The organism is Flavobacterium movens (assembly GCF_039581425.1).
Lineage (GTDB): Bacteria > Bacteroidota > Bacteroidia > Flavobacteriales > Flavobacteriaceae > Flavobacterium > Flavobacterium luteolum.
Genome location: NZ_JBCPXY010000013.1, coordinates 101,699 through 121,850, shown reverse-complemented (window position 1 = coordinate 121,850; position 20,152 = coordinate 101,699). Strand labels below are relative to the sequence as shown.

General features: G+C 32.7%; 13 protein-coding genes. 3 read left to right on the top strand and 10 right to left on the bottom strand.

Going from position 1 to position 20,152, the window contains the following annotated elements:
* The first annotated feature begins 54 nt into the window (after positions 1-54).
* Positions 55-498: a hypothetical protein gene (locus AAYQ05_RS20190; protein ID WP_343545082.1), complete on the top strand. Its 444-nt coding sequence runs from the start codon at positions 55-57 to the stop codon at positions 496-498.
* Between the two features lie 112 nt (positions 499-610).
* On the opposite strand, the gene AAYQ05_RS20185 is transcribed toward AAYQ05_RS20190, so the two are convergent.
* Positions 611-3,001: a penicillin acylase family protein gene (locus AAYQ05_RS20185; RefSeq protein ID WP_343545081.1), complete on the bottom strand. Its 2,391-nt coding sequence runs from the start codon at positions 2,999-3,001 to the stop codon at positions 611-613.
* A 108-nt stretch (positions 3,002-3,109) separates the two neighbouring features.
* Here AAYQ05_RS20185 and AAYQ05_RS20180 point away from each other — a divergent pair, with 108 nt between their 5' ends.
* Together AAYQ05_RS20180 and AAYQ05_RS20175 are read left to right on the top strand one after the other, a co-directional pair.
* A complete protein-coding gene (locus tag AAYQ05_RS20180; RefSeq protein WP_343545080.1) occupies positions 3,110-4,666 on the top strand; it encodes a hypothetical protein in 1,557 nt (518 codons plus the stop codon).
* A 198-nt stretch (positions 4,667-4,864) separates the two neighbouring features.
* On the top strand, positions 4,865-6,661 hold the full coding sequence (locus tag AAYQ05_RS20175) for a hypothetical protein (protein ID WP_343545079.1): 1,797 nt from the start codon (positions 4,865-4,867) through the stop codon (positions 6,659-6,661).
* 56 nt (positions 6,662-6,717) lie between these two features.
* Here the strand turns inward: AAYQ05_RS20175 and AAYQ05_RS20170 are convergent, their stop codons facing one another.
* From AAYQ05_RS20170 to AAYQ05_RS20130, 9 genes are all read right to left on the bottom strand, one after another.
* Positions 6,718-7,146: a YMGG-like glycine zipper-containing protein gene (locus tag AAYQ05_RS20170; RefSeq protein WP_343545078.1), complete on the bottom strand. Its 429-nt coding sequence runs from the start codon at positions 7,144-7,146 to the stop codon at positions 6,718-6,720.
* Between the two features lie 401 nt (positions 7,147-7,547).
* A complete protein-coding gene (kynU, locus tag AAYQ05_RS20165; RefSeq protein WP_343545077.1) occupies positions 7,548-8,822 on the bottom strand; it encodes a kynureninase in 1,275 nt (424 codons plus the stop codon).
* 340 nt (positions 8,823-9,162) lie between these two features.
* The gene (queA, locus tag AAYQ05_RS20160; RefSeq protein WP_177211934.1) at positions 9,163-10,212 is read right to left on the bottom strand and encodes a tRNA preQ1(34) S-adenosylmethionine ribosyltransferase-isomerase QueA; all 1,050 of its coding nucleotides are present in this window, start codon (positions 10,210-10,212) and stop codon (positions 9,163-9,165) included.
* Between the two features lie 393 nt (positions 10,213-10,605).
* The gene (gene aroA / locus AAYQ05_RS20155; protein ID WP_343545076.1) at positions 10,606-11,835 is read right to left on the bottom strand and encodes a 3-phosphoshikimate 1-carboxyvinyltransferase; all 1,230 of its coding nucleotides are present in this window, start codon (positions 11,833-11,835) and stop codon (positions 10,606-10,608) included.
* 98 nt (positions 11,836-11,933) lie between these two features.
* The gene (locus tag AAYQ05_RS20150) at positions 11,934-12,260 is read right to left on the bottom strand and encodes a nucleotide pyrophosphohydrolase (protein WP_012022600.1); all 327 of its coding nucleotides are present in this window, start codon (positions 12,258-12,260) and stop codon (positions 11,934-11,936) included.
* A 3-nt stretch (positions 12,261-12,263) separates the two neighbouring features.
* Entirely contained in the window at positions 12,264-14,252 is a 1,989-nt protein-coding gene (locus tag AAYQ05_RS20145; protein ID WP_343545075.1) for a DUF3858 domain-containing protein, read from the bottom strand.
* Positions 14,253-14,259: 7 nt separating this feature from the next.
* A complete protein-coding gene (locus AAYQ05_RS20140; RefSeq protein WP_343545074.1) occupies positions 14,260-16,176 on the bottom strand; it encodes a transglutaminase family protein in 1,917 nt (638 codons plus the stop codon).
* 3 nt (positions 16,177-16,179) lie between these two features.
* A complete protein-coding gene (locus AAYQ05_RS20135) occupies positions 16,180-18,192 on the bottom strand; it encodes a DUF3858 domain-containing protein (protein WP_343545073.1) in 2,013 nt (670 codons plus the stop codon).
* A 33-nt stretch (positions 18,193-18,225) separates the two neighbouring features.
* Positions 18,226-20,133, bottom strand: a complete 1,908-nt coding sequence (locus tag AAYQ05_RS20130) for a DUF3858 domain-containing protein (RefSeq protein WP_343545072.1) — start codon at positions 20,131-20,133, stop codon at positions 18,226-18,228.
* Positions 20,134-20,152: the final 19 nt, after the last annotated feature.

Sequence of the window (20,152 nt, the reverse complement as noted above, 5' to 3'; positions counted from 1 at the left end):
GAATTATTTTTTTTAAATATTATTTTAGCCTCACCCAAAATAATTGAATAACCTATGAAAAATTTGAAAAACTATCGTTTTCTAACTGTCTTGCTATGCCTATTTGTTTCTTTCAAATCTTTATCTCAAAGCAATCAACCGTTAATGCCTAGCCAGCAAAACAAAATTATAATCGATAAAATTGTTGAAGCTACTCATTACAAAAACTACGTAATTGATTTCTGTCTCTCAAAAATAAATGAAGCTTCGGCAAAAGAAGGCTGGAACGAACAAAAGGCAATGGAAATTACGCAGAGCATTAACTATAAAAACTTTAGAGATGCGATCTACAATAGTTTTGTAGTGTTTGACGAAGTTGAACTGGAAACTTTATTAAAAGCTTACGAAAAAGACACTGCTTATCAGACTCAAAATGTCATGACCAACAATAGGGTTCTGATTAATAATCTGAACATTTTTGCAAATGATATTGTGCTTGGGAAATATATTTCTAAATAAGGTGCTAAGGTTCTGAGGTTCTTAACCTTTGTCAAAGTTTTAAACTTTGACAAAGGCTGTAACTTCAAACCTGAAACATGAAACCTCAAACAAAAAACCTCAAACAAAAAACCTACTTCTTAGGTTTTAAAATCAGTTTTGTTGATGTTTTTATGATTTCGTCTTTGTTTAATTTCATTTTTCTGAACTTTCCTGCATTGTACATTTCGGCTTGATCGTCGTAATGTTTGCTAAACGGATTTCCAGATTGGCCAGTTGGCAAAATACTCCAGCTGTTTTCTACATCTGAAAAATCTACAATTCTTCTGGTTGAAGGTCCACCTTTGGTATAATATTTACCTTCATCGTTAAATCCGAAAAATAAATTATTGATTACCTCATTTGAACCTGGAGAATTAAATGGCCCAACATTAAACAATCCGCGAAGCGCTTTGACTTTTCCTAATGGATGTTCGTGTTCTACTGTATGTACTTTCCCCCAATTCCATTCTGAAATATTTTCACCTAGCTGATTCTGCAGAGCAACAACAGCATCATGAAAAGATTTTGAAACAACGTCTGTTCTGGTTTCTTTTATATTTTTTGTTTTGATGTTATCCCACCAAACCGAATTTTCATTTTTTATCTGATTGGCAATAACTTGTTTTCCAAGAGAAATTCCCAAAAACAAATTGAAATCGTCTTTCCCCATTTCGTCTTCAAATGTATTTTTCAAATACAAATAAATCCATTTATTGTAAATCGTTGGCGCGACATCTTCAATATTTGTGGTTCCTTTCCAAGATTTTAAAGCATTTATAACCTCCTTTTCTTTATCAGAAAGCGATTTATTATCTAAACTTGCAATTAAGTTTTTAGTCGTTTCAACAGCAACATCAGAAGTATTATCATAAATCATTTTACTGATGGCTTCTTTGTCCCAATCTGATTTGGCATCTAAAATTCCTGAAATTCTTTTTGCACGATCTTCCGGTAGATAATATCCTGGATATAAATAACCATTATCTATTGCTTCTGGCTGATTATTGGCAGAATACACATATCCCCATTCTGGATTTTCAGCTGATGGATTTTCTTCAAAATCTAAAAACTTCGTAATATCATCTTTTCCGCTTGAACCATCCAAAATCAAATGCGTATTAACACCCTCATTATGTCGGTACAATTTCCCACTTGCCCACCAAGCAACATTTCCTTTAGCATCGCCATACATTACGTTTAATCCTGGCGCTGCAATTAAAGAAACTGCCTTTTTAAAGTCAGTTGTATTTTTGGCATGCGAAAGCCCGTAAGCAGCATCTAAAATTTGAATTGGCTCTCTCGTATACGTCCAAGACATTGCAATTGGATTCTTCTTTCCTAAAAGATCTATAAAATCGTTCATAACTGGTCCGTGACGAGTAATCTTAACCTCCAAAACAACATCTGATGAATCTTTTACTTTAATCGTTTTTCTTCTGATTTCGTATTTACTGAAACCTGTTGGTGTTTGATATTGAAAAGGATCATCTGCTTTATTTTTTTCTTGGTAAAAATCGATATCATCATTTTCAAACATCGTTAAACCATAAGCGTAATCCCTGTTATGCGCCAAAAGCGGAAACGGAGTTCCAGCCAAATAACATCCATACAATTCATGTTTTAGTGTTACAATATGTGCTTCATACCAAGTTGCAGGTTGCGAAAATCCAATATGCGGATCATTAGCAAAAATAACTTTTCCTGTTTTTGATTTATGTGGCCCAACAACCCAGCTATTGCTTCCAACAAATGGAGGAATTGGAGATTGATCCAACATGGCAGTTATAGATTTTGAAATCTCGGTATACTCTTCTGTTTTCTCTTTTGAGATTTTAATTCTTGTATTATTAAATTCTCCTTCAATACCTAAATCTTTCAAATAAGCAGTCCCATATTTATTTTTAATATCAGTTAACAAAGGATCTGTTTTCTGAGCCATGGCAAAACTAAAAGACATATATCCAAAAATATTATAAACGTCTTTTATGGTAAATTTTTGCTTTTTTACACCCACCAAAGTAAACTCGATTGGCGTTACTCCTTCTTCTAGATATTGATTGATTCCATCTAAATACGCTTGAGTCAATTTATAACTTTCACTGTTTTTATCCAATTTTGCAATGGCTTTTGCCGAAGCTTCTTCGATTCCGATTCCCGCAAAAAATTTATCATTTTTAAGCGCTACAGCGCCAAAAAGTTCAGATAAACGTCCTGGAGCAATTCGACGTAACAATTCCATTTGCCATAATCTTTCCTGCGCATGTACATAGCCAAGTGCAGTCATAGCATCTTTTTCAGAATCGGCATAAATATGAGGCACTCCAAAATCATCAAAATAAACTGTGGTTTCTTTCTCGAGATTATTCAATTGCAAAGAGCCTTCATATTTCGGTTTTAGATGAAAAATGTAAGCGCATAAACCAATCGCAAGAATTACAATAAGAACCAATAATGTCAGCAGGATTTTTTTAATTATTCTCATATTTTAAAAAAGGATGAAATTCGTAATAATGTAACTTTTCTTAAAAATCTTATAAGAGACAATAGTCTTTAAAAGTCTAAATTTATGTATTTAAAATTAATCCTATAAATGTCTGTATATAAAAAAATAGCGATTGTCTTAATTTCTCTTCTTACACTTGTAATTCTTGCCAATGTCGGGTTGAATTACTGGATCAAAAAACAGCTTCCAATCATTATTCACGAAAAAAATAAAACCGCATATAATATCAATTATGAGAAAATTGAAGTCTCTCTTTTTTCTCGAAATATTAATGCACAGACTTTACTTGTCAGTCCAAAAAACGAACCGAAAGACAGCAAAAATGGACTTTTTTCTAAAATTGAATCTATCACAATAAAACATTTCAATATTTGGGATTTGGCTTTTCGCGATATCATTCAGGCAGAAAGTATAATTATCAATAAACCGCGAATCATTTTATACAAAAAAGGCGAAAAACTCATCAATAATAGCAAAAGCATTGAAAAAGAAATTATTGATCCGTTTCGAAAAATTATTGCAGTTTCTAATATTTACCTCAACGACGGATCGGTTGATGTTGTTTCTTTAGACACAGATAAACCTATTTTTAGCATAAAAAAAATACTTTTAAAACTAGAAGGCATTTTAATTACCGATGCAACTTTAAAAGAAAAAATTCCGATTCAATATAAAAAATATGCTCTCGTTTGCGACAGTTTATTTTACAGACCAAATGGTTTTTATTACATCAACATTGGAAAAATAAGTACCGAAAAGAATTTTTTAAAGATTAATAATTTCTCAAATCTGCCTCAATTTGAGCGTCGAGAATTTTTAAAACGTCTTGAAAAAGAAAAGGATATTTACAATTTAAAATTTGATTCGGCTCAAGTCGCAAAAATGGACTGGGGTTTCAAAAATAACCAGTTTTATTTCAAAGCAAATTCACTGATTATCCACCATTTTGACGCTAATATCTACCGCGGAAAAATGCTGAAAGACGATCCAAGCAAAAAATATCTTTATAATCATTTATTGCGAAATCTGAAATTTCCGCTTCAAGTTGACACATTACAAGTTTTAAAATCGAAATTGGTGTATGAAGAAGAACTTGATTTTGCCAAAGGTCCTGGAGTTTTAACTTTCGATAGATTCAATCTACAAGCAACTAATTTAAGAAGTGGTTTTGGTCTGAAAAAAACAGATGATGTAAAAATCAAAGTCAAATGTATTTTTATGAAAAACTCTCCGCTTGATGTCGATTGGCGTTTTAATGTTTTGGACAAAAGTGACGGATTTCATATTCAAGGTGTGATTTCAAATTTTGATGTTGGAGCTATGACAAGATTCACTAAACCCTACATCAACAGTACTTTTACCGGAACTTTCAATAAATACCGTTTTAATTTTTATGGAAATGACAACGGATCGAAAGGAAATGCCTCTTTAGATTATGAAGATCTGAAAGTCAAATTATACCAAAAGAAAAATCCTGAAAAAGAAGCCAAACTCAAAACAGCAGTTGCTAATTTACTAGTCAAAAACGATTCGAAAGAAAAACCCAAATCCGCCGAAGTCGAAGTAGAAAGGCTTCAAGATAGATCATTCTACAATCTTTTGTGGAGAAGCATTGCTGAATCCTTGAAGAAGATTTTGATTTAGGAGTTTTTTTTAGCCAAGAATTGCACGAATTGGCACTAATTTTTTATTCGCAGTGTGAAAAAAAGAAAAATTCGAGAAAATTTGTGCAATTCGCGGCAATCTTTTTGCAATATCCGCAATCCCTTTCAAACCTGACAATTATCAGGTTTTAGGACAATTTATTTTTCTTCATTTGTTCCTATTTTAATCCGAATACAAATGACAAAAAATAATCTGCATACTTTTCATATTCCAGTAATGGGACTTGCTTATACCATAGACAGTCCGATTCGAGTAGCGCAGTACGGAATTTCATCAGTTGTTGCTTTGGCAGACGATGATCTGATTGAAAAGATGCGTAATTTTTACAGCACAAAATTCAATATTCCTTACGAAGAAATTACTCAAAAATTTCACGACTATCGCGCTGAAAGAATTACCTCTTATTTAAATTTAGTCGATAAAATTGTAAAAGAGAAATTCGAAAACTTCAAAACAGAATTGGCAGAAAGCAAAACGGCTTTAGAAAATTTCATGTCAATGCTGCCGAATACTTCTGATATTAAAAAGGGATTTCAGGCTTTATTGGATGACGGAATTGCCTTTAAAGAAAACATTCAAAATTACATTGAATCGCATCTTTTTCCAGGAGAAATCGATGTGAATATCATGACGAAATTAGACAAAGATAATTTTATCAAAAACGAACAGCTTCCAGTTGAGTTTAATGACGCACACGCAGCTTTAAGAGGTTTTGCCAATAGTAACCTGGAATCTTCTGTAGTTCTTTCTGCTGGAATGAATCCGAGATTGTTTGGTTACTTCGAAAACTTCAAAGATTTTTTTCCGAATGAAAATAACGAACTAAAAAAGAAAATCATTCTAAAAGTAAGCGATTTTAGATCAGCAATGATTCAGGGAAATTTCTTAGCTAAAAAAGGACTTTGGGTTTCAGAATACCGAATTGAATCGGGATTAAACTGTGGTGGACATGCCTTTGCAACTGACGGACTCTTATTAGGCACTATTTTAGAAGAATTCAAGCAAAAAAAGGAACAATTGGTGCAATCGGCTCACGATTTAATGATTAAAGCTTTACAGGCAAAAAATCAGCCTACTCCTGAAAATCCCTTAGAATTAAAAATTACGGTTCAAGGCGGTGTTGGAACTGCTGCAGAACATGAATTTTTGTTAGACGAATATAAAGTTGATTCTGTAGGTTGGGGTTCGCCTTTTTTATTAGTTCCCGAAGCAACGTCTGTCGATAAAGAAACTCGCAATTTGTTGAAGGAAGCCAAAGAAGATGATTTTTATTTAAGCAATATTTCGCCTCTTGGAGTTCCTTTTAATACTTTGAAAGGAACTACAAATGAATTTTTAAAGCAAAAACGCATTCATGAAAATAAAGCAGGAAGTTCTTGTCCGAAGAAATTTCTAGCTTTAAGCAAAGAATATGATCCACACGGAATTTGCACAGCTTCAAAAAAATATCAGGATATTAAACTGGAAGAATTAGAAGCAAAAAAGGATTCGATATCTAATGATGAATTTGAGAAAAGTAAAATCAAAATCACCGAAAAATCATGTTTATGTGTTGGTTTGGCCAATGCTTCTTATCTAGAAAACGATATTAAAATAAAAGGTCAGGCTCAAGGCGTAGTAATTTGTCCTGGACCAAACTTAGCTTATTTTGATCAGGAGGTTTCTTTAAAAGAAATGATCCAGCATATTTATCAAGGCAAATCGATTATTAGAACAGACCGCCCGAACTTATTTATAAAAGAGCTTAAAATGTATGTTGAATATTTTAGAAATGAACTTAAGTCTATTTCTGGAGAACTTACAACAGCTCAGCTTAAAAAATGGACTACTTTTAAATCTAATCTGTTAGATGGAATTGAGTATTATAAAAATTTATTTGAATCGACGTCAGTCTTTAAGGGTCATCTTGATCAACTCGATTCTTGTAAATCAGAATTAGTTGGTATTAAAATTCCCGTTTCAGAGTTGGTTTAAAATTGAAAACCCCAAATTAAAATTTAATTTGGGGTTTGTTTTTATTTATAGAATAATTATTCCTTCTTCTTATTTTTACTATCAATAACAGCTCCTGTTCCAGTTCCTAATGCTGCTCCCGCTAAACCGCCAATAATGGCACCTTCGCCTTTTTTCTTACTGACAATTGCTCCTGTTGCAGCACCTACTCCAGCACCAATTACAGCTCCTTTAGCAGTTGCGCTCCAACCTTTCTTTTTAGCTGGTGCAGCTGCCGTTGTTGCGTCTTGCTGATGCACTACTACAACTTTCTCTTTTTGAGCTTCGATCTTTTCCTCGTTTAATTTCGCCATTTCAGTCTTCATCGAATCGATAACACGCTGTTTGTTAATCTCAACTTTCATTGAATCAATACTGGCTTGCTTGGCTTTATTTATATCTACTTTGCTCTGATTTTGGCAAGAAGTTAAAAATATCACGGTTAATAAAATATATAAGCCTTTCATGATTGTAAGTTTTAAAAAATTATACATTACAAAGTTCTTAATATCTGCTATAATGATTATTACAGAATTTCTTAGAAAGTTTATAAGATTTGAAGATTTTCTCGCTGCGTTTTATTTTTCAAGCTGAATGAAATTAATCTCGCAAAGTCGCTAAGACTCAAAGTTTTATTTTTTTTAAGCTTAATGGCTTCCAGCTTCAGCTGGATGAAAAAAAGTGATCAAAAGAAAAAGGCTTTAGCCAAACTGCACTAGTTTGGCTAAAGCCCCCTTAACTTCATCTTTAATACCCCAGCTAAAGCTGGAGGCTATTTAAAAAATCTTTTTAATCCTTTTAATCTGTGGCAAAAAAACTTTGCGCCTTCGCTCCCGATAGCTATCGGGATTGCAAGATTAATAAATTCTTACTTTCCTAAAATTCCTTTTTTAAGAATTTGCCCGAAATCGTACATATCTTCATAAGAACAATACAAAGGAACAGGCGCCAGACGAATTACGTTTGGTTCACGCCAATCTGTAATAACTCCGTTTTTCATTAAATAATCAAATAAAGCTCTTCCTTCACCGTGAAGAAAAACAGATAACTGTGAAGCTCTTTCTTCTGGATTTGAAGGCGTGATGATTTCAAAAGTACTTTCTACTTCTTTATCAATTTCATGAAGAATAAACTCTAGATAAGAAGTAATATGGTCACGTTTTTTGATTAATGCATCCATTCCAACCTCAGCAAACATTTCTACTGAAGCTAAATATGGTGCTAGAGAAAGAACTGGAAGATTACTAATCTGCCATCCATCTGCTCCGTGAACAGGATCAAAGTTTGGTTCCATTTTAAAACGACGCTCTTTGTTATGTCCCCACCATCCTGCAAATCTTGGCAAATCTGAATTATGATGTTTTTCGTGAACAAAACAACCCGAAGCATTTCCTGGTCCTGAATTCATATATTTATAACTGCACCAAGCAGCAAAATCTACATTCCAATCGTGAAGTTCTAATTTAATATTTCCAGCAGCGTGAGCCAAATCCCAACCCACTTTTGCTCCAGCTTTTTGTCCTGCGGCTGTAATGGTTTTAATATCAAAAACTTGTCCAGTATAATAATTTACTCCTCCAATTAATACCAAAGCCAGTTCGTCGCCAACTTCTTCAATCTTGGCTAAAACATCTTCCAGACGAATATTATGTTCTCCTTCTCTTCGTTTTATTTCTACAATTGCATCTTCAGGTTTGTATCCGTGAAAATTCACCTGACTTTGAAACATGTATTGATCTGATGGGAAAGCTTTCTCTTCGCAGATAATTTTATAACGTTTGCCTTTTGGCTGATAAAAAGAAACCATCAATAAATGAAGATTCACTGTTAAAGTGTTCATAACCGTAACTTCAGACGGAAGTGCGCCCACAATTTTACTCAATGGTTCAGCAAATCTTTCTTGATAATCCCACCAAGGTTTTTCGGCATAAAAATGACCTTCGACAGCTAGCTCTGCCCAGTCATTCATTACTTCATCTATATAAGCTTTAGTGCGTTTTGGCTGTAATCCTAGAGAATTTCCTGTGAAATAGATTACTCGTTTATCGTTTACTTTTGGAAAAATAAATTGCTCTTTATAATGGTTTAATGCGTCTTTCGAATCTAGCTCTCGTGCAAATTCGCGTGTATTTTGAAAAGTCATTGTGTTTTTGTTTTGGATGCTAAAATAACAAAAATTGTTTGTTTTGTTTCAGGTTTAAAGTTTCAAGTTGATATACTTAGTGTTTTTTTAACCGCAAAGTTCGCAAAGGATTTTTTATCAGGGCTATTGGTTACAAACGCTAAGTTCGCAAAGCTTTGTGTTCTTTTGCATTTGGCAAGCACAGACTCAGTAAAAAGTCCTTGCGAACTTTGCGGTTAAATTTCACAACGAACTTCAAACTTAAAACCTGAAACTTGAAACTTGAAACTTGAAACCATTAAAAAACAAAACCCGACAGGTTATAAAACTTGTCGGGTCTTCTTTATAATATAAATTCTAATTAAAGAATTAACATCGCGTCTCCGTAAGAATAGAATTTGTATCCTTCTTTGATTGCTTCGTCGTATGCTTTTTTCATTAAATCGTGTCCACAGAAAGCAGAAATCATCATTAATAATGTTGATTTTGGTGTGTGGAAGTTTGTAATCATACAGTTTGCAATACTGAAATCGTGAGGAGGGAAAATAAATTTATTCGTCCATCCTTCATAAGGATTCAAAGTATTAGCAGAAGAAACAGAACTTTCAATTGCACGCATAGAAGTTGTTCCTACAGCACAGATACGTTTTTTCTTTGCTTTTCCTTCATTAACAATATCGCAAGCTTCTTGAGTAATGATTAATTCCTCAGAGTCCATTTTGTGTTTAGATAAATCTTCAACCTCAACTGGGTTAAAAGTTCCTAAACCAACGTGTAAAGTTACCTCAGCAAAATTTACTCCTTTGATTTCTAATTTCTTCAAAAGGTGTTTTGAGAAGTGTAAACCCGCAGTTGGTGCAGCTACAGCTCCTTCTTCTTTTGCGTAGATTGTTTGGTATCTTTCAGCATCTTCAGCAGTTACTTCTCTATTGATGTATTTAGGAATTGGAGTTTCTCCAAGTTCTGTCAATTTATTTCTGAATTCTTCATAAGAACCATCGTATAAGAAACGTAATGTTCTACCACGAGAAGTTGTATTGTCAATTACCTCAGCAACTAACGAATCGTCATCACCAAAATAAAGTTTGTTACCAATACGGATTTTTCTAGCTGGATCAACTAAAACATCCCAAAGGCGTTGCTCTGAATTTAATTCTCTTAATAAGAAAACCTCAATTCTCGCTCCCGTTTTTTCTTTGTTTCCGTACAAACGCGCAGGGAAAACTTTTGTATTGTTAAGAATTAAAACGTCTCCGTCATCAAAATAATTGATAACATCTTTAAACATTTTATGCTCGATAGTGTTTTTTTTACGGTCAATTACCATTAAACGAGATTCATCTCTGTTTTCTGCTGGAAATTCAGCCAAAAGTTCTTTCGGTAAATTGAAATTGAAGTGTGATAATTTCATATTTGAGTTGTTGATTTTAGAGTGTAGCTTTTAGATTTGTTTATCTAAAAATTTAAATCGGTTGCAAATATACGATTGTGAGATAGGCGTTGTCAAGTGTTTTGATGTTTATTTTCAAAAGTCCTTGATTTACTGCACTTTCAGATTGACTTAAAAAGCTATTCTTTAAGTCAATTTTAACTTTTTTGAACTATATTAGAAACATAAGTTCATTTAAAGCAAACCTATAATTTGGCTAAAGCCAAAAAAACATCTATAAAACCTTGAGCTAAAGCTGAAAGCAAATCAATTACAAAAAAACATCTAAAATTCAACCATAAAAAAACCTCTGGTTAAAACCAGAGGCTATGTTTTTAATTTAAATGAACTTATGTTTCTTACATGGTTCAAAAACTACAATTCTGAGATTTGAAAGTTCAAGGCTTTTAAATCGTTCCAAAAATCTGGATATGATTTAGAAACTACTTCGGCATCATCAATAATAATTGGAACTTTTATTGCCAAAGGCGCAAATGCCATTGCCATTCTATGATCATTATAAGTTGCAATATGAATATCGTGTTTTATATTATCAGACTTTACTAAAGTTAAACTGTCGTTTGTAACAGAAATATTTGCTCCTAATTTAGTCAGTTCTGTTTTTAGCGCTTCTAGTCGGTCTGTCTCTTTAATTTTTAAAGTGTGAAGACCTGTCAAATAACATCCAATTCCTAAACCTAAACAAGTTACTACTATTGTCTGAGCAATATCTGGCGTATTGTTTAATTCAAAATTTACATCTTGATAATTAAACCCTTCCACTTTCTCCAAAGTCATTTTGTTGTTTTGGAAAGTAGTTTTTACACCCATTTTTTCATAAAGAGAAACTAATTCTGAATCTCCTTGAAGGCTGTTTTCTTTATAACTGCTTAAGGTTATTTTTGCAGCATCAGATAAAGCTACAAGACTAAAGAAATAAGAAGCCGAACTCCAATCAGATTCTACAACCATTTCTTTTGATTCAACAGTTTCTTTCGGATAAACTTTGATTACATTTCCTTCAAAACTTGTTTTAATATCTAAATCATTAAGCAAAGCCAAAGTCATTTTGATGTACGGAATCGAAGTAATTTCTCCTTCTAAAGTCAATTCTAGACCGTTGTCTAATTTTGAAGCCACTAATAAAAGTGCCGAAATATATTGGCTGCTCACATTTGCCGCCAAGTTTACTTTTGAAGCCGTAACTTTTTTTCCTTTAATTCGAATTGGCGGATATCCTTCTTCCTTTTCATAAGAAATCTCAACTCCTAATTGTCTTAAAGTGTCTACTAAAATTTTGATTGGGCGTTCCTGCATTCTACTAGAACCTGTCAAAACTACTTCTCTACCTTCGTTAACCGAAAAATAAGCAGTAAGAAAGCGCATTGCAGTTCCAGCATGATGAATATCTACAATTTCGTCATTTCCTGCTAAAGCTTTCTGCATTACTTCGCTGTCGTCTGAATTTGAAGTATTGGCTAAAGTAATATTGGGAAATAATGCTTTTAATAACAATAAACGGTTCGTTTCACTTTTAGAACCGGTGATATTTAGTTGCGAATCATCAATGGTGAATGGTGAATTCGTCGTTAATTTTAAATTCATGATATTAGTTATGAGTTGCAAATTATGAGTAACATAATCCAAGCGCGCAATTTACCACTCCTCGCTCGTAAATCAAAATTCACACTGAAATTTCACAATTATTTCAATTTATCGTTGTTTTTGTGACGATCTTTATCTCTAACCGATTTTAAGTCCATTTTTTTATCAAATGCAGCCTGTAAATCTATTCCTGTCTGATTTGCCAAACACAGCACAACAAAAACAACATCTGCTAATTCTTCTCCTAAATCTTTGTTTTTGTCGCTTTCTTTTTCAGATTGTTCGCCATAGCGGCGTGCAATAATTCTGGCAACCTCTCCAACTTCTTCGGTTAGCTGTGCCATATTAGTCAATTCGTTAAAGTAACGAACTCCATGTTCTTTTATCCAAGTATCAACATCCAGCTGTGCATTTTTCAAATCCATCTTCTATATTTTTTTAAGAATTATTTTTTCATTTTGGCTTACGATCATTTTCTGAAAAAACTCTTTTATCATTCCGTAATCCTCAGCTGCAAAAATACTATTGTTGATTTCTTTTTGACTTACAATTTGAATTTTGTTTTCAGTAACTGAAAAATTTAAGATAAAAGACATCTGTTTGTCTTCTGAAGTTATCTTTACTGGTTTTGGTATAGATTCGACAACATATCCTTCTGGAATCTGAATATTAAAATTATACTTTTCCATGTTTTTATATCCGAAATAAATAGGCATTTGTCTTCTTTCCTGATTGAAAGGGTTTTTGCTTCGGGTAAAAAACAACAATGGATTGACAAAAATCTTTCCCTGAATAATATCTGAACGACTGCCCGAAGAAAAAGAAAAAGTTTCAATAACAGACTGATCTAAATTTGATTTCTGATTTTCTATTTTATAATTTGAAATATTCAAACCTCCTAAATTATTTTCAAATTTTTCAAGATAAGCGTCTTCCGTTTTGGCTTTGTTTTCCTCTCTGAAACTGTATGCATCATATTCTGTTCGCTGCACTCTACCTTGACCATTCATTTTTCCGTCAGGGTCAATTTTGACTATAAGGCTGTAAATTTCTTTTGACTGTACTGCAGGATCTAATTCAATTTCTTGAGAATTTCCATCTTTCATAATTAATCTTCCCTTCCAATTTAAAACATTTAATGGTAAAATGTTAGGAGCTGTAAGCTTACGAGATGCATCCAAAAGAATTCTTTTCCCGTCAATTTCGGCTGCCGCTATAACGTAATTGAATCCTGTTCTTGTGGGATAAACCGGAAGTCCGTTCTGGATTGTACTTACTAAAACCGGATTTGCTTCTATACCAGCCGCGCGAAGCATATTTATCAGAATAAAATTGATTTCCGCAACATTTCCTGTTTGTTCTTTATAAGCTTTTGCGACGCCTTTTTCTGTATAACAACTATTAATTTCATTCCAGTTCATTCGATTTTTAACGTAAGTAAAAATCAGGTTTAATCTTTCATTTTTATCTTCTACGTTAGACAATAATTTATTTAAATCATCTGTAAATAATGTAATTTCATTAAGCTGCTTACCAAAACTTTCGTCTTTAAAAATAGTTTTGGCAACACCTTCCCAAGTTAAACTGTAATCTTTAACAGGCTGATCAGGAAGACGAACCCTTTCAAGTTCCTGCTGAATGCTTCCGCGATAATTTTCGAGGTTATTGATGTATGGTTCTTCTTTTAATGCCGGAACGTCTTTTCCTGTATAAAAAGTTTCAATTTGTTTATAGCTAAATGAGTTTGTCTGATTATAAGCGTTATCAAAGTTCTGACTGGCATTTGTAAATTTAGATTCCGTTTCTAGCGGAATTCCTCCGATTAAAAGCGGTTTATAGATATAAAACTCTGGAATCTGTGTTTTATAATAAAAATAGTTAACAGGAATATCAAACTGAATATCGAAATCTGGAAATTTTATAAGGTTTTCAGATCTTAAAACATATTTGTATTCAATAATAGAACCTTCTTTCACATTTGGCAGAGTGATCGTTTTTTCTTTCCAATACTTATTAATCTTAGTTTTAAATTCTCCCTGATTATTTAGTTTTGTTTTTACAATGTCTCCGTTCTCTAAATTATAGGTCATTGCTTCCGAAAATTCTAAACGATCCTCGTTTAACTTTTCATAACCAATATAAAAACGCACTTTCTGATCGGCCCAACTTAAACCTTCTTTCTTATAAATTTTAATTTTTACCTCGCAGACATGATTGGCATAAAATCCAACATCCTTGTTGTAGCCAAAATAAGTCCTACCTTTTTTAAACAAGATAGCAGCGGGTGCGCTGCTGTCTTTAGGATGGACTTTCTCATTTAATTCTGCAATCGTTACTTTGCCCAATTCATAATTTTGAGCTTGAATGGTTATTGTACTCCAAAAAAAGGCGACACATATTAGGAGAAATCTTGGCATACTATTTTTAGATACGTTTTAAAACTATTTTTTCAGTCTGTTTTGCAATCATTTCTTTATAGTAATCTTTAAGAACTCCATATTGTTCTCTAGATACTATAGGAGAATTAATTTGGTTTGATACTAACAACTGCAGCATATTATCCTTAACCGCAATATTATATCTAAAAACTCCAAGGCCTCCCTCCATTGACAATACGCCTGCAAGAGGAACTGTTTCTAAAGCAAATCCCTCGGGAATTCTTATACTAATAGTGTATTTTTCTACAAAAGGGAATCCAAAATCTACAGGATATTCTCTTGTTTCCTGTTTAAAAGGGTTTTCTGTATTGGTAAAAAAAAGCAGTGGTTTAATATATATTTTATCTCCAATTAACTCACACAAATTGGCACTAGCAAATGAAAAACTTTCTACAGCTGGCAATAAGATATCTTTTTGATTTAAACGGCTGTATTCGGTTATTTCGATTTTACCATACTTGTTTTCAAGATCGTCGATATAAACATCTTCTTTAACGTTTTCAAAATTATTTCTAGACTCCATTCCTTTGTGTTCGGTATACTGACGTCTTACTTTTCCATTTATTATATCTCCAGATTCAATTGTATAATCAATCGAAATATTATCAACTGCAAATTTTTTAGGGACTAAGTCAATGCTTTCTGAAGTTCCATTTTTACGAATTAATCTTCCTAACCAATTTAAATCTCTCAAAGGAAGTACATTTGGAGCTGAAAACGGATCTGTTGCATCGAGTAATATCATTTCACCTCCTGTTTCAACAGCTGCAATTACATAATTAAAAGCAGTCAAATTAGGGAAAAAAGCAATTCCGTTGGAACGCGTACTAATCAAAACAGGATTTGCAGTAAGTCCAGCACTTCTAAGCATTGCTGTGAGCATCAAATTAACATCTGCGCAATTTCCTATTTTTTCTTTGTATGCTTTTCGGACACCTTTTTCGCATGAATATCCCGTATGATTATTCCATTTTACGTTTGATTTCACATATTCTAAAATCGCTGCAATTTTGGCGGTAACGGTCGTCTTTCCTTCCAATACTATTTTAAGATCATCTTCAAAATACCCTGATTTGTTTAATTCCTGCCCAAAAGAATCGAAATCATAAATAGTTTTAGCAACACTTGTCCAATCTGATGAAAATGTTTTAGACAACTGTCCAGGAACGGCAATCCTTTCTAACTCAAAAGAAATCCCTGTTCTATAATTGTCAATATTATTTACATAAGCTTCTTCTCTAATTGCTGGGAGATTTTGAAAAACGTAGCTTGTTTCTGTAGCGACATAATTATAAGTATTTGCAATTTTTGAATTTATTTTAGGAGGAAAAAAACCTTTAAGATTTCTTTTAAATACAAAGGCATCTGGGAAAATTGTTTTAAATTCAGAATAATTAACTGGAATGTTTTCTTGAAAATTGAAATTATAAGTACTTAAAAATCCTCCTTCTTCTGTATACTGATATTCAATAATAGAACCTTCTTTTACTTCTGGAAAAGCTATTTTTTTTATCCAGTAATTATTATTGGTTTTTTCAACAAATTCGTTTTCAGGCTTTAACTTTGTCTTTACAATCTTTCCGTCTACTAAATTGTAGGTAAATGCACTGACAATATTTACATAATTTGTTTTTCCAGCTGCGAAATAAATCTGGACATTTGACAGATTATAACCTTCTCCCTTATAAATTTTAATTTTTTTTGCGGTAGTCTTTTGAGAATTTCCATTCATATGAAGATCTATAGTAACATTGCTATACAAAACAGCAGCAACAGAAGCAGAATCTTTAGGATATTTTTTTTCTTCCAGCTGTGCTATTGTAACATTTCCCAAAGAGTTATTTTGTGCATTGCCTTTTAGAAATGCACAAAACAAAAGAATCGAAATTAAGAGCCTCACCATAATCTAAATACGTTTTAAAACGATTTTTTCTGTTTCTTTGGCTATCATTGTTTTATAATATTCCTTTAGCATTTCGTACTTTTCGGCAGAAACAATAGCCTCATTTATCTGATGTAAGATAGCCAATTGTAAAGTATCTCCATTGGCTATAATATTAAATTTAAAAGCCCCAAGATTATCTTCCATAGATACAACAGCTGGAGCTGGCAATGTTTCTACTGCAAAACCTTCTGGGATTTTAATCGTAATATTATACTTATCTGCAAAAGGATAGCTAAAATCAACTGGATATTCTCGCGTTTCTTGTTTAAAAGGGTTTTTATCGTTGGTGAAAAACAACATCGGACTTACATATATTTTATCACCAATTAGTTCGCATAAATTATTTCCTTTAAAAGAATAAGTTTCTATAATAGGAAGAAGCATATCTTTTTCATTAGTTCTAGAGTAGTCACTAATTTCTATTTTATTATTTTGGTTTTCTAGCTTCTCTAAATATTCTTCTTCTTTTAAACTTTCAATATTACTTCGGGTAATCATTGCATTATAATCCATGGATTGTCTTCTTGTTTTCCCTGTAATCATTCCAGTATTATCGATACTATAAGTTAGAAAAACATTATCAGCTGATGTCTTTTCTGGCATTAAATTAATTTCTTCTGACGAGCCGTCTTTTCTAATCAATCTTCCTGACCAATTTAAAACTCTTAGCGGTAAAATATTTGGAACCGAAAATTTTTCTGATGCATCTAGTAAAATATATCCATTTGGTGTTTCAACCGCAGCAATTACATAATTGAATGCTGTTCTATTAGGAAACAAAGCAATACCATTTGATCGCGTACTTACTAAAACTGGATTGGCAGTTAAACCCGAATAACGAAGCATTGCCGTTAACATTAAGTTTATATCTGCAATATTACCTGTTCTTTCTTTGTATGCTTTCTTAACTCCATTATCACAGCCATAACCAACATAACTATTCCATTTTACGTTTGATTTTACATGATTTAATATAACAGCAATTTTCTCTTCAGGGGTGCTAATTCCTGTAAGTATTTTTTTTAAATCCTCTTCAAAATAACCCGTTTTATTTAATTCAGGACCAAAATCTTCATATTCATAAATCGTTTTCACCACAGAATTCCAATCTGTCGAATATTCTTTCATTGGACTATTCGGGAAATGTGTCAATGACAGTTCATGCTGAATACTAGAAGTATAATTATCGATATTATTTACAAAACTTTCTTCTTTTAAAGCGGGAAAGTCTTGAGCCACGTAGGTAATCTCTGTTTCTAAATAGTCTATTTTATCAGAATAAAATTCCGTTTGAGATACACGCCCTCCACTTCTTTCTTTTCCGTTGATTGTTATTGATCTCGAGTTTTTTAATGTTGTTGCTTTTGGAAATATATACCCTTTCTGTCTTGGCTTAAAGACATAATATTCTGGATAAGCTACTTTTAACTCTGAATAATTTACAGGAATTGAGGTTTGAAAATCCCAATCACGAATAATACCAGCATTTGGACATTTGATCGTATAGCGAAATTCTATTACCGAGCCTTCCTTTACATTTGGCATTGCGATTTTCTTTTGCCCCCTGTATTTAGAAATAACTTCATCAAAAGTTCCGTCGCTTTTTAATTTAGTTTTTTCAATTTTGCCATTAACTAAATTATAAGTTACTGCATCAGCAAAAAATACGCGTTCTTTTAAGTTATTCGTATTATAGTACCAAACTTGCTGATTAGCCCATTCGTAACCTTCTTTTTTATAAATTTTAATACGCGTTTCTACATCGGTCATCATGTAAAAACCATCATTTTGATCATACTCCATTCTAGAAACACCTTTTTTATAAAGGATTGCCGCTACAGCCGAAGTATCTTTTGGATGTACTTTCTGTTCAAGTTCTGCAACAGACACTTTTCCGAGTTTAAATTCTTGCGAAATTATTTTTGGACCAAGTAATAAAATCGCACAAAGGCTAAATAGTTTAATAATTTTCATTGGTAATTTTTGGTTGGTTTTGGTTTAAAATAGTTAGTTCTTGGTTAATATAATCTTAGCATTATCGTTTCTAGAAACTTGTTCCATAAACAAACGGTATTCATCATATTCTTTATTTGAATATTTTCCTTTGTTAAGGAACATAGATCTTTTATACGTTAATTTGTTATTGTCTTTTTTAATAATCTCGGTCTTGTATTCACCAAATTTTCCTTTTAGCTCATAATTTGACGGAAGAAATTCGATACTGTATCCTTCCGGAAGAGTAATCTCTATTTCATCGGTATCCAAATAGCCACGCTGAATTTGAAATGGATTTTTACGATTTCGAACCCGTTTTATATTCCCTGTATTCTGATTAAAGGCATCAACAACAAAAATCATTTTATTACCCGTCAGCGTTCCATAATTTGCTGCACTTAACTGAACATCCTCAGTAAAACGAATATTCTCTTTATCGTTGCTAAAAGTAATCTTACCCAATTTCAAATTATTGATATTCTCCCAATAGTCCTTATAATGCTCCTCTTTTTCATTTGGTTGCATGTTTTCTACTCGAGATTTAAGTGCGTATTGGCTTCCTTGGGATGCTATTTTTAATGTTCCTGAAAAATTCCCAGTCCCATCAATTGTATACGTTCCTTTACCGTCTTGAATATTTCCTTTGTCATCGTAAATTTTGGTGCGAACAATTTCTCCTCCTTCTGGTTTTACCACCAAAACATCACGATCGTCTGTAAAAATTCCTTGGTAACCAAAAGGATCATCTTGGCTTGTACATTCTAGCCAGATGTAATTATCTTTATTCGGAATCGCCAAAATCATGTGGTTTCCCTGCATCGAAACAAAATCAGACTGAATATCGGATTTATAGCGATCTCCGTATAAAATAGTGTTATACGAAGGAACGTCTACAGCCTGTAAAAGTGCTTTTGTATAATTAGACAATGCTTTGCAATCTCCATATCCTAGACGATCAACATCAGTTGCAAGCATAGGTTTCCAACCACCAATACCAACTGCAATGTTTACATATCGGGATTTTTTCTGGACATAATCATAAATGATTTTAGCTTTCTTTATATGATCTTTTTCATCACCAACAAGAGCTTTAATTTTGGCTTTGGTTTCTTCAGTTAAAACTGTAGTTCCAGTTAAGATTTTATCATCATACCATTTGCCAAATGCTTCCCAAGTAGTAGCATTTCCATCAACTCCTTCCAAGTGGAAGTTTTCTAATCCCATCATAACCTTAGGAAAAAGATCTGACGGAGAAGGACTAAGATCTTCTTGTTTTTGAGCAACTATATTTGTTGCTAAATAACTTAAATTGGTGTCGGTATCTGCTGTTTTTTTTATATTGAAATTATCAAATCGGAACTCTTTTTTCTTAAACCCCAATCCTTTAGGAAAAGTAACATTCAAAATACATTTTTCTATGCTTACGTAATAATTACCAATAAAATACCATTGTGGAATAAATGCTGTATTTGAAGTTTCTGTTTCGCACGTAAAAGCAATTGTAAAAGGATATGAAATTGGGGTATAGTCCAAATAAACTACTCGATTATCTGAAAAAAGAGTGCTTCCGCTTACTGCGCTTTGATCTCTAAAATCTTTTCTTTTGATTTTCTTTATCTCATTTCCTAAAGCATCATAAACGATTGCTTCAATATTTTTTATTGACTTTGTTTTATCATAATGACTAAAAGCGTCAATGTGATTCAATCCTTTTTCATTTAAAACAGAAACGACCCTTTGAGTTTTAATGTTCATGCTTCTTTGTGAAGCAATGACAATATCCATCTGGTCTAAACGAAGAACAGCGTTGGCATTTTGCGTTAAACTATCAGGAATAGAAAATATTGGATAAATGTTCTTTTGAGCAGAAGAATTCGCAGTATATAATAAAAAAAATAATGCGCAAAAAAGGTTTTTCATTAGTAGGTATTTTCGTCAA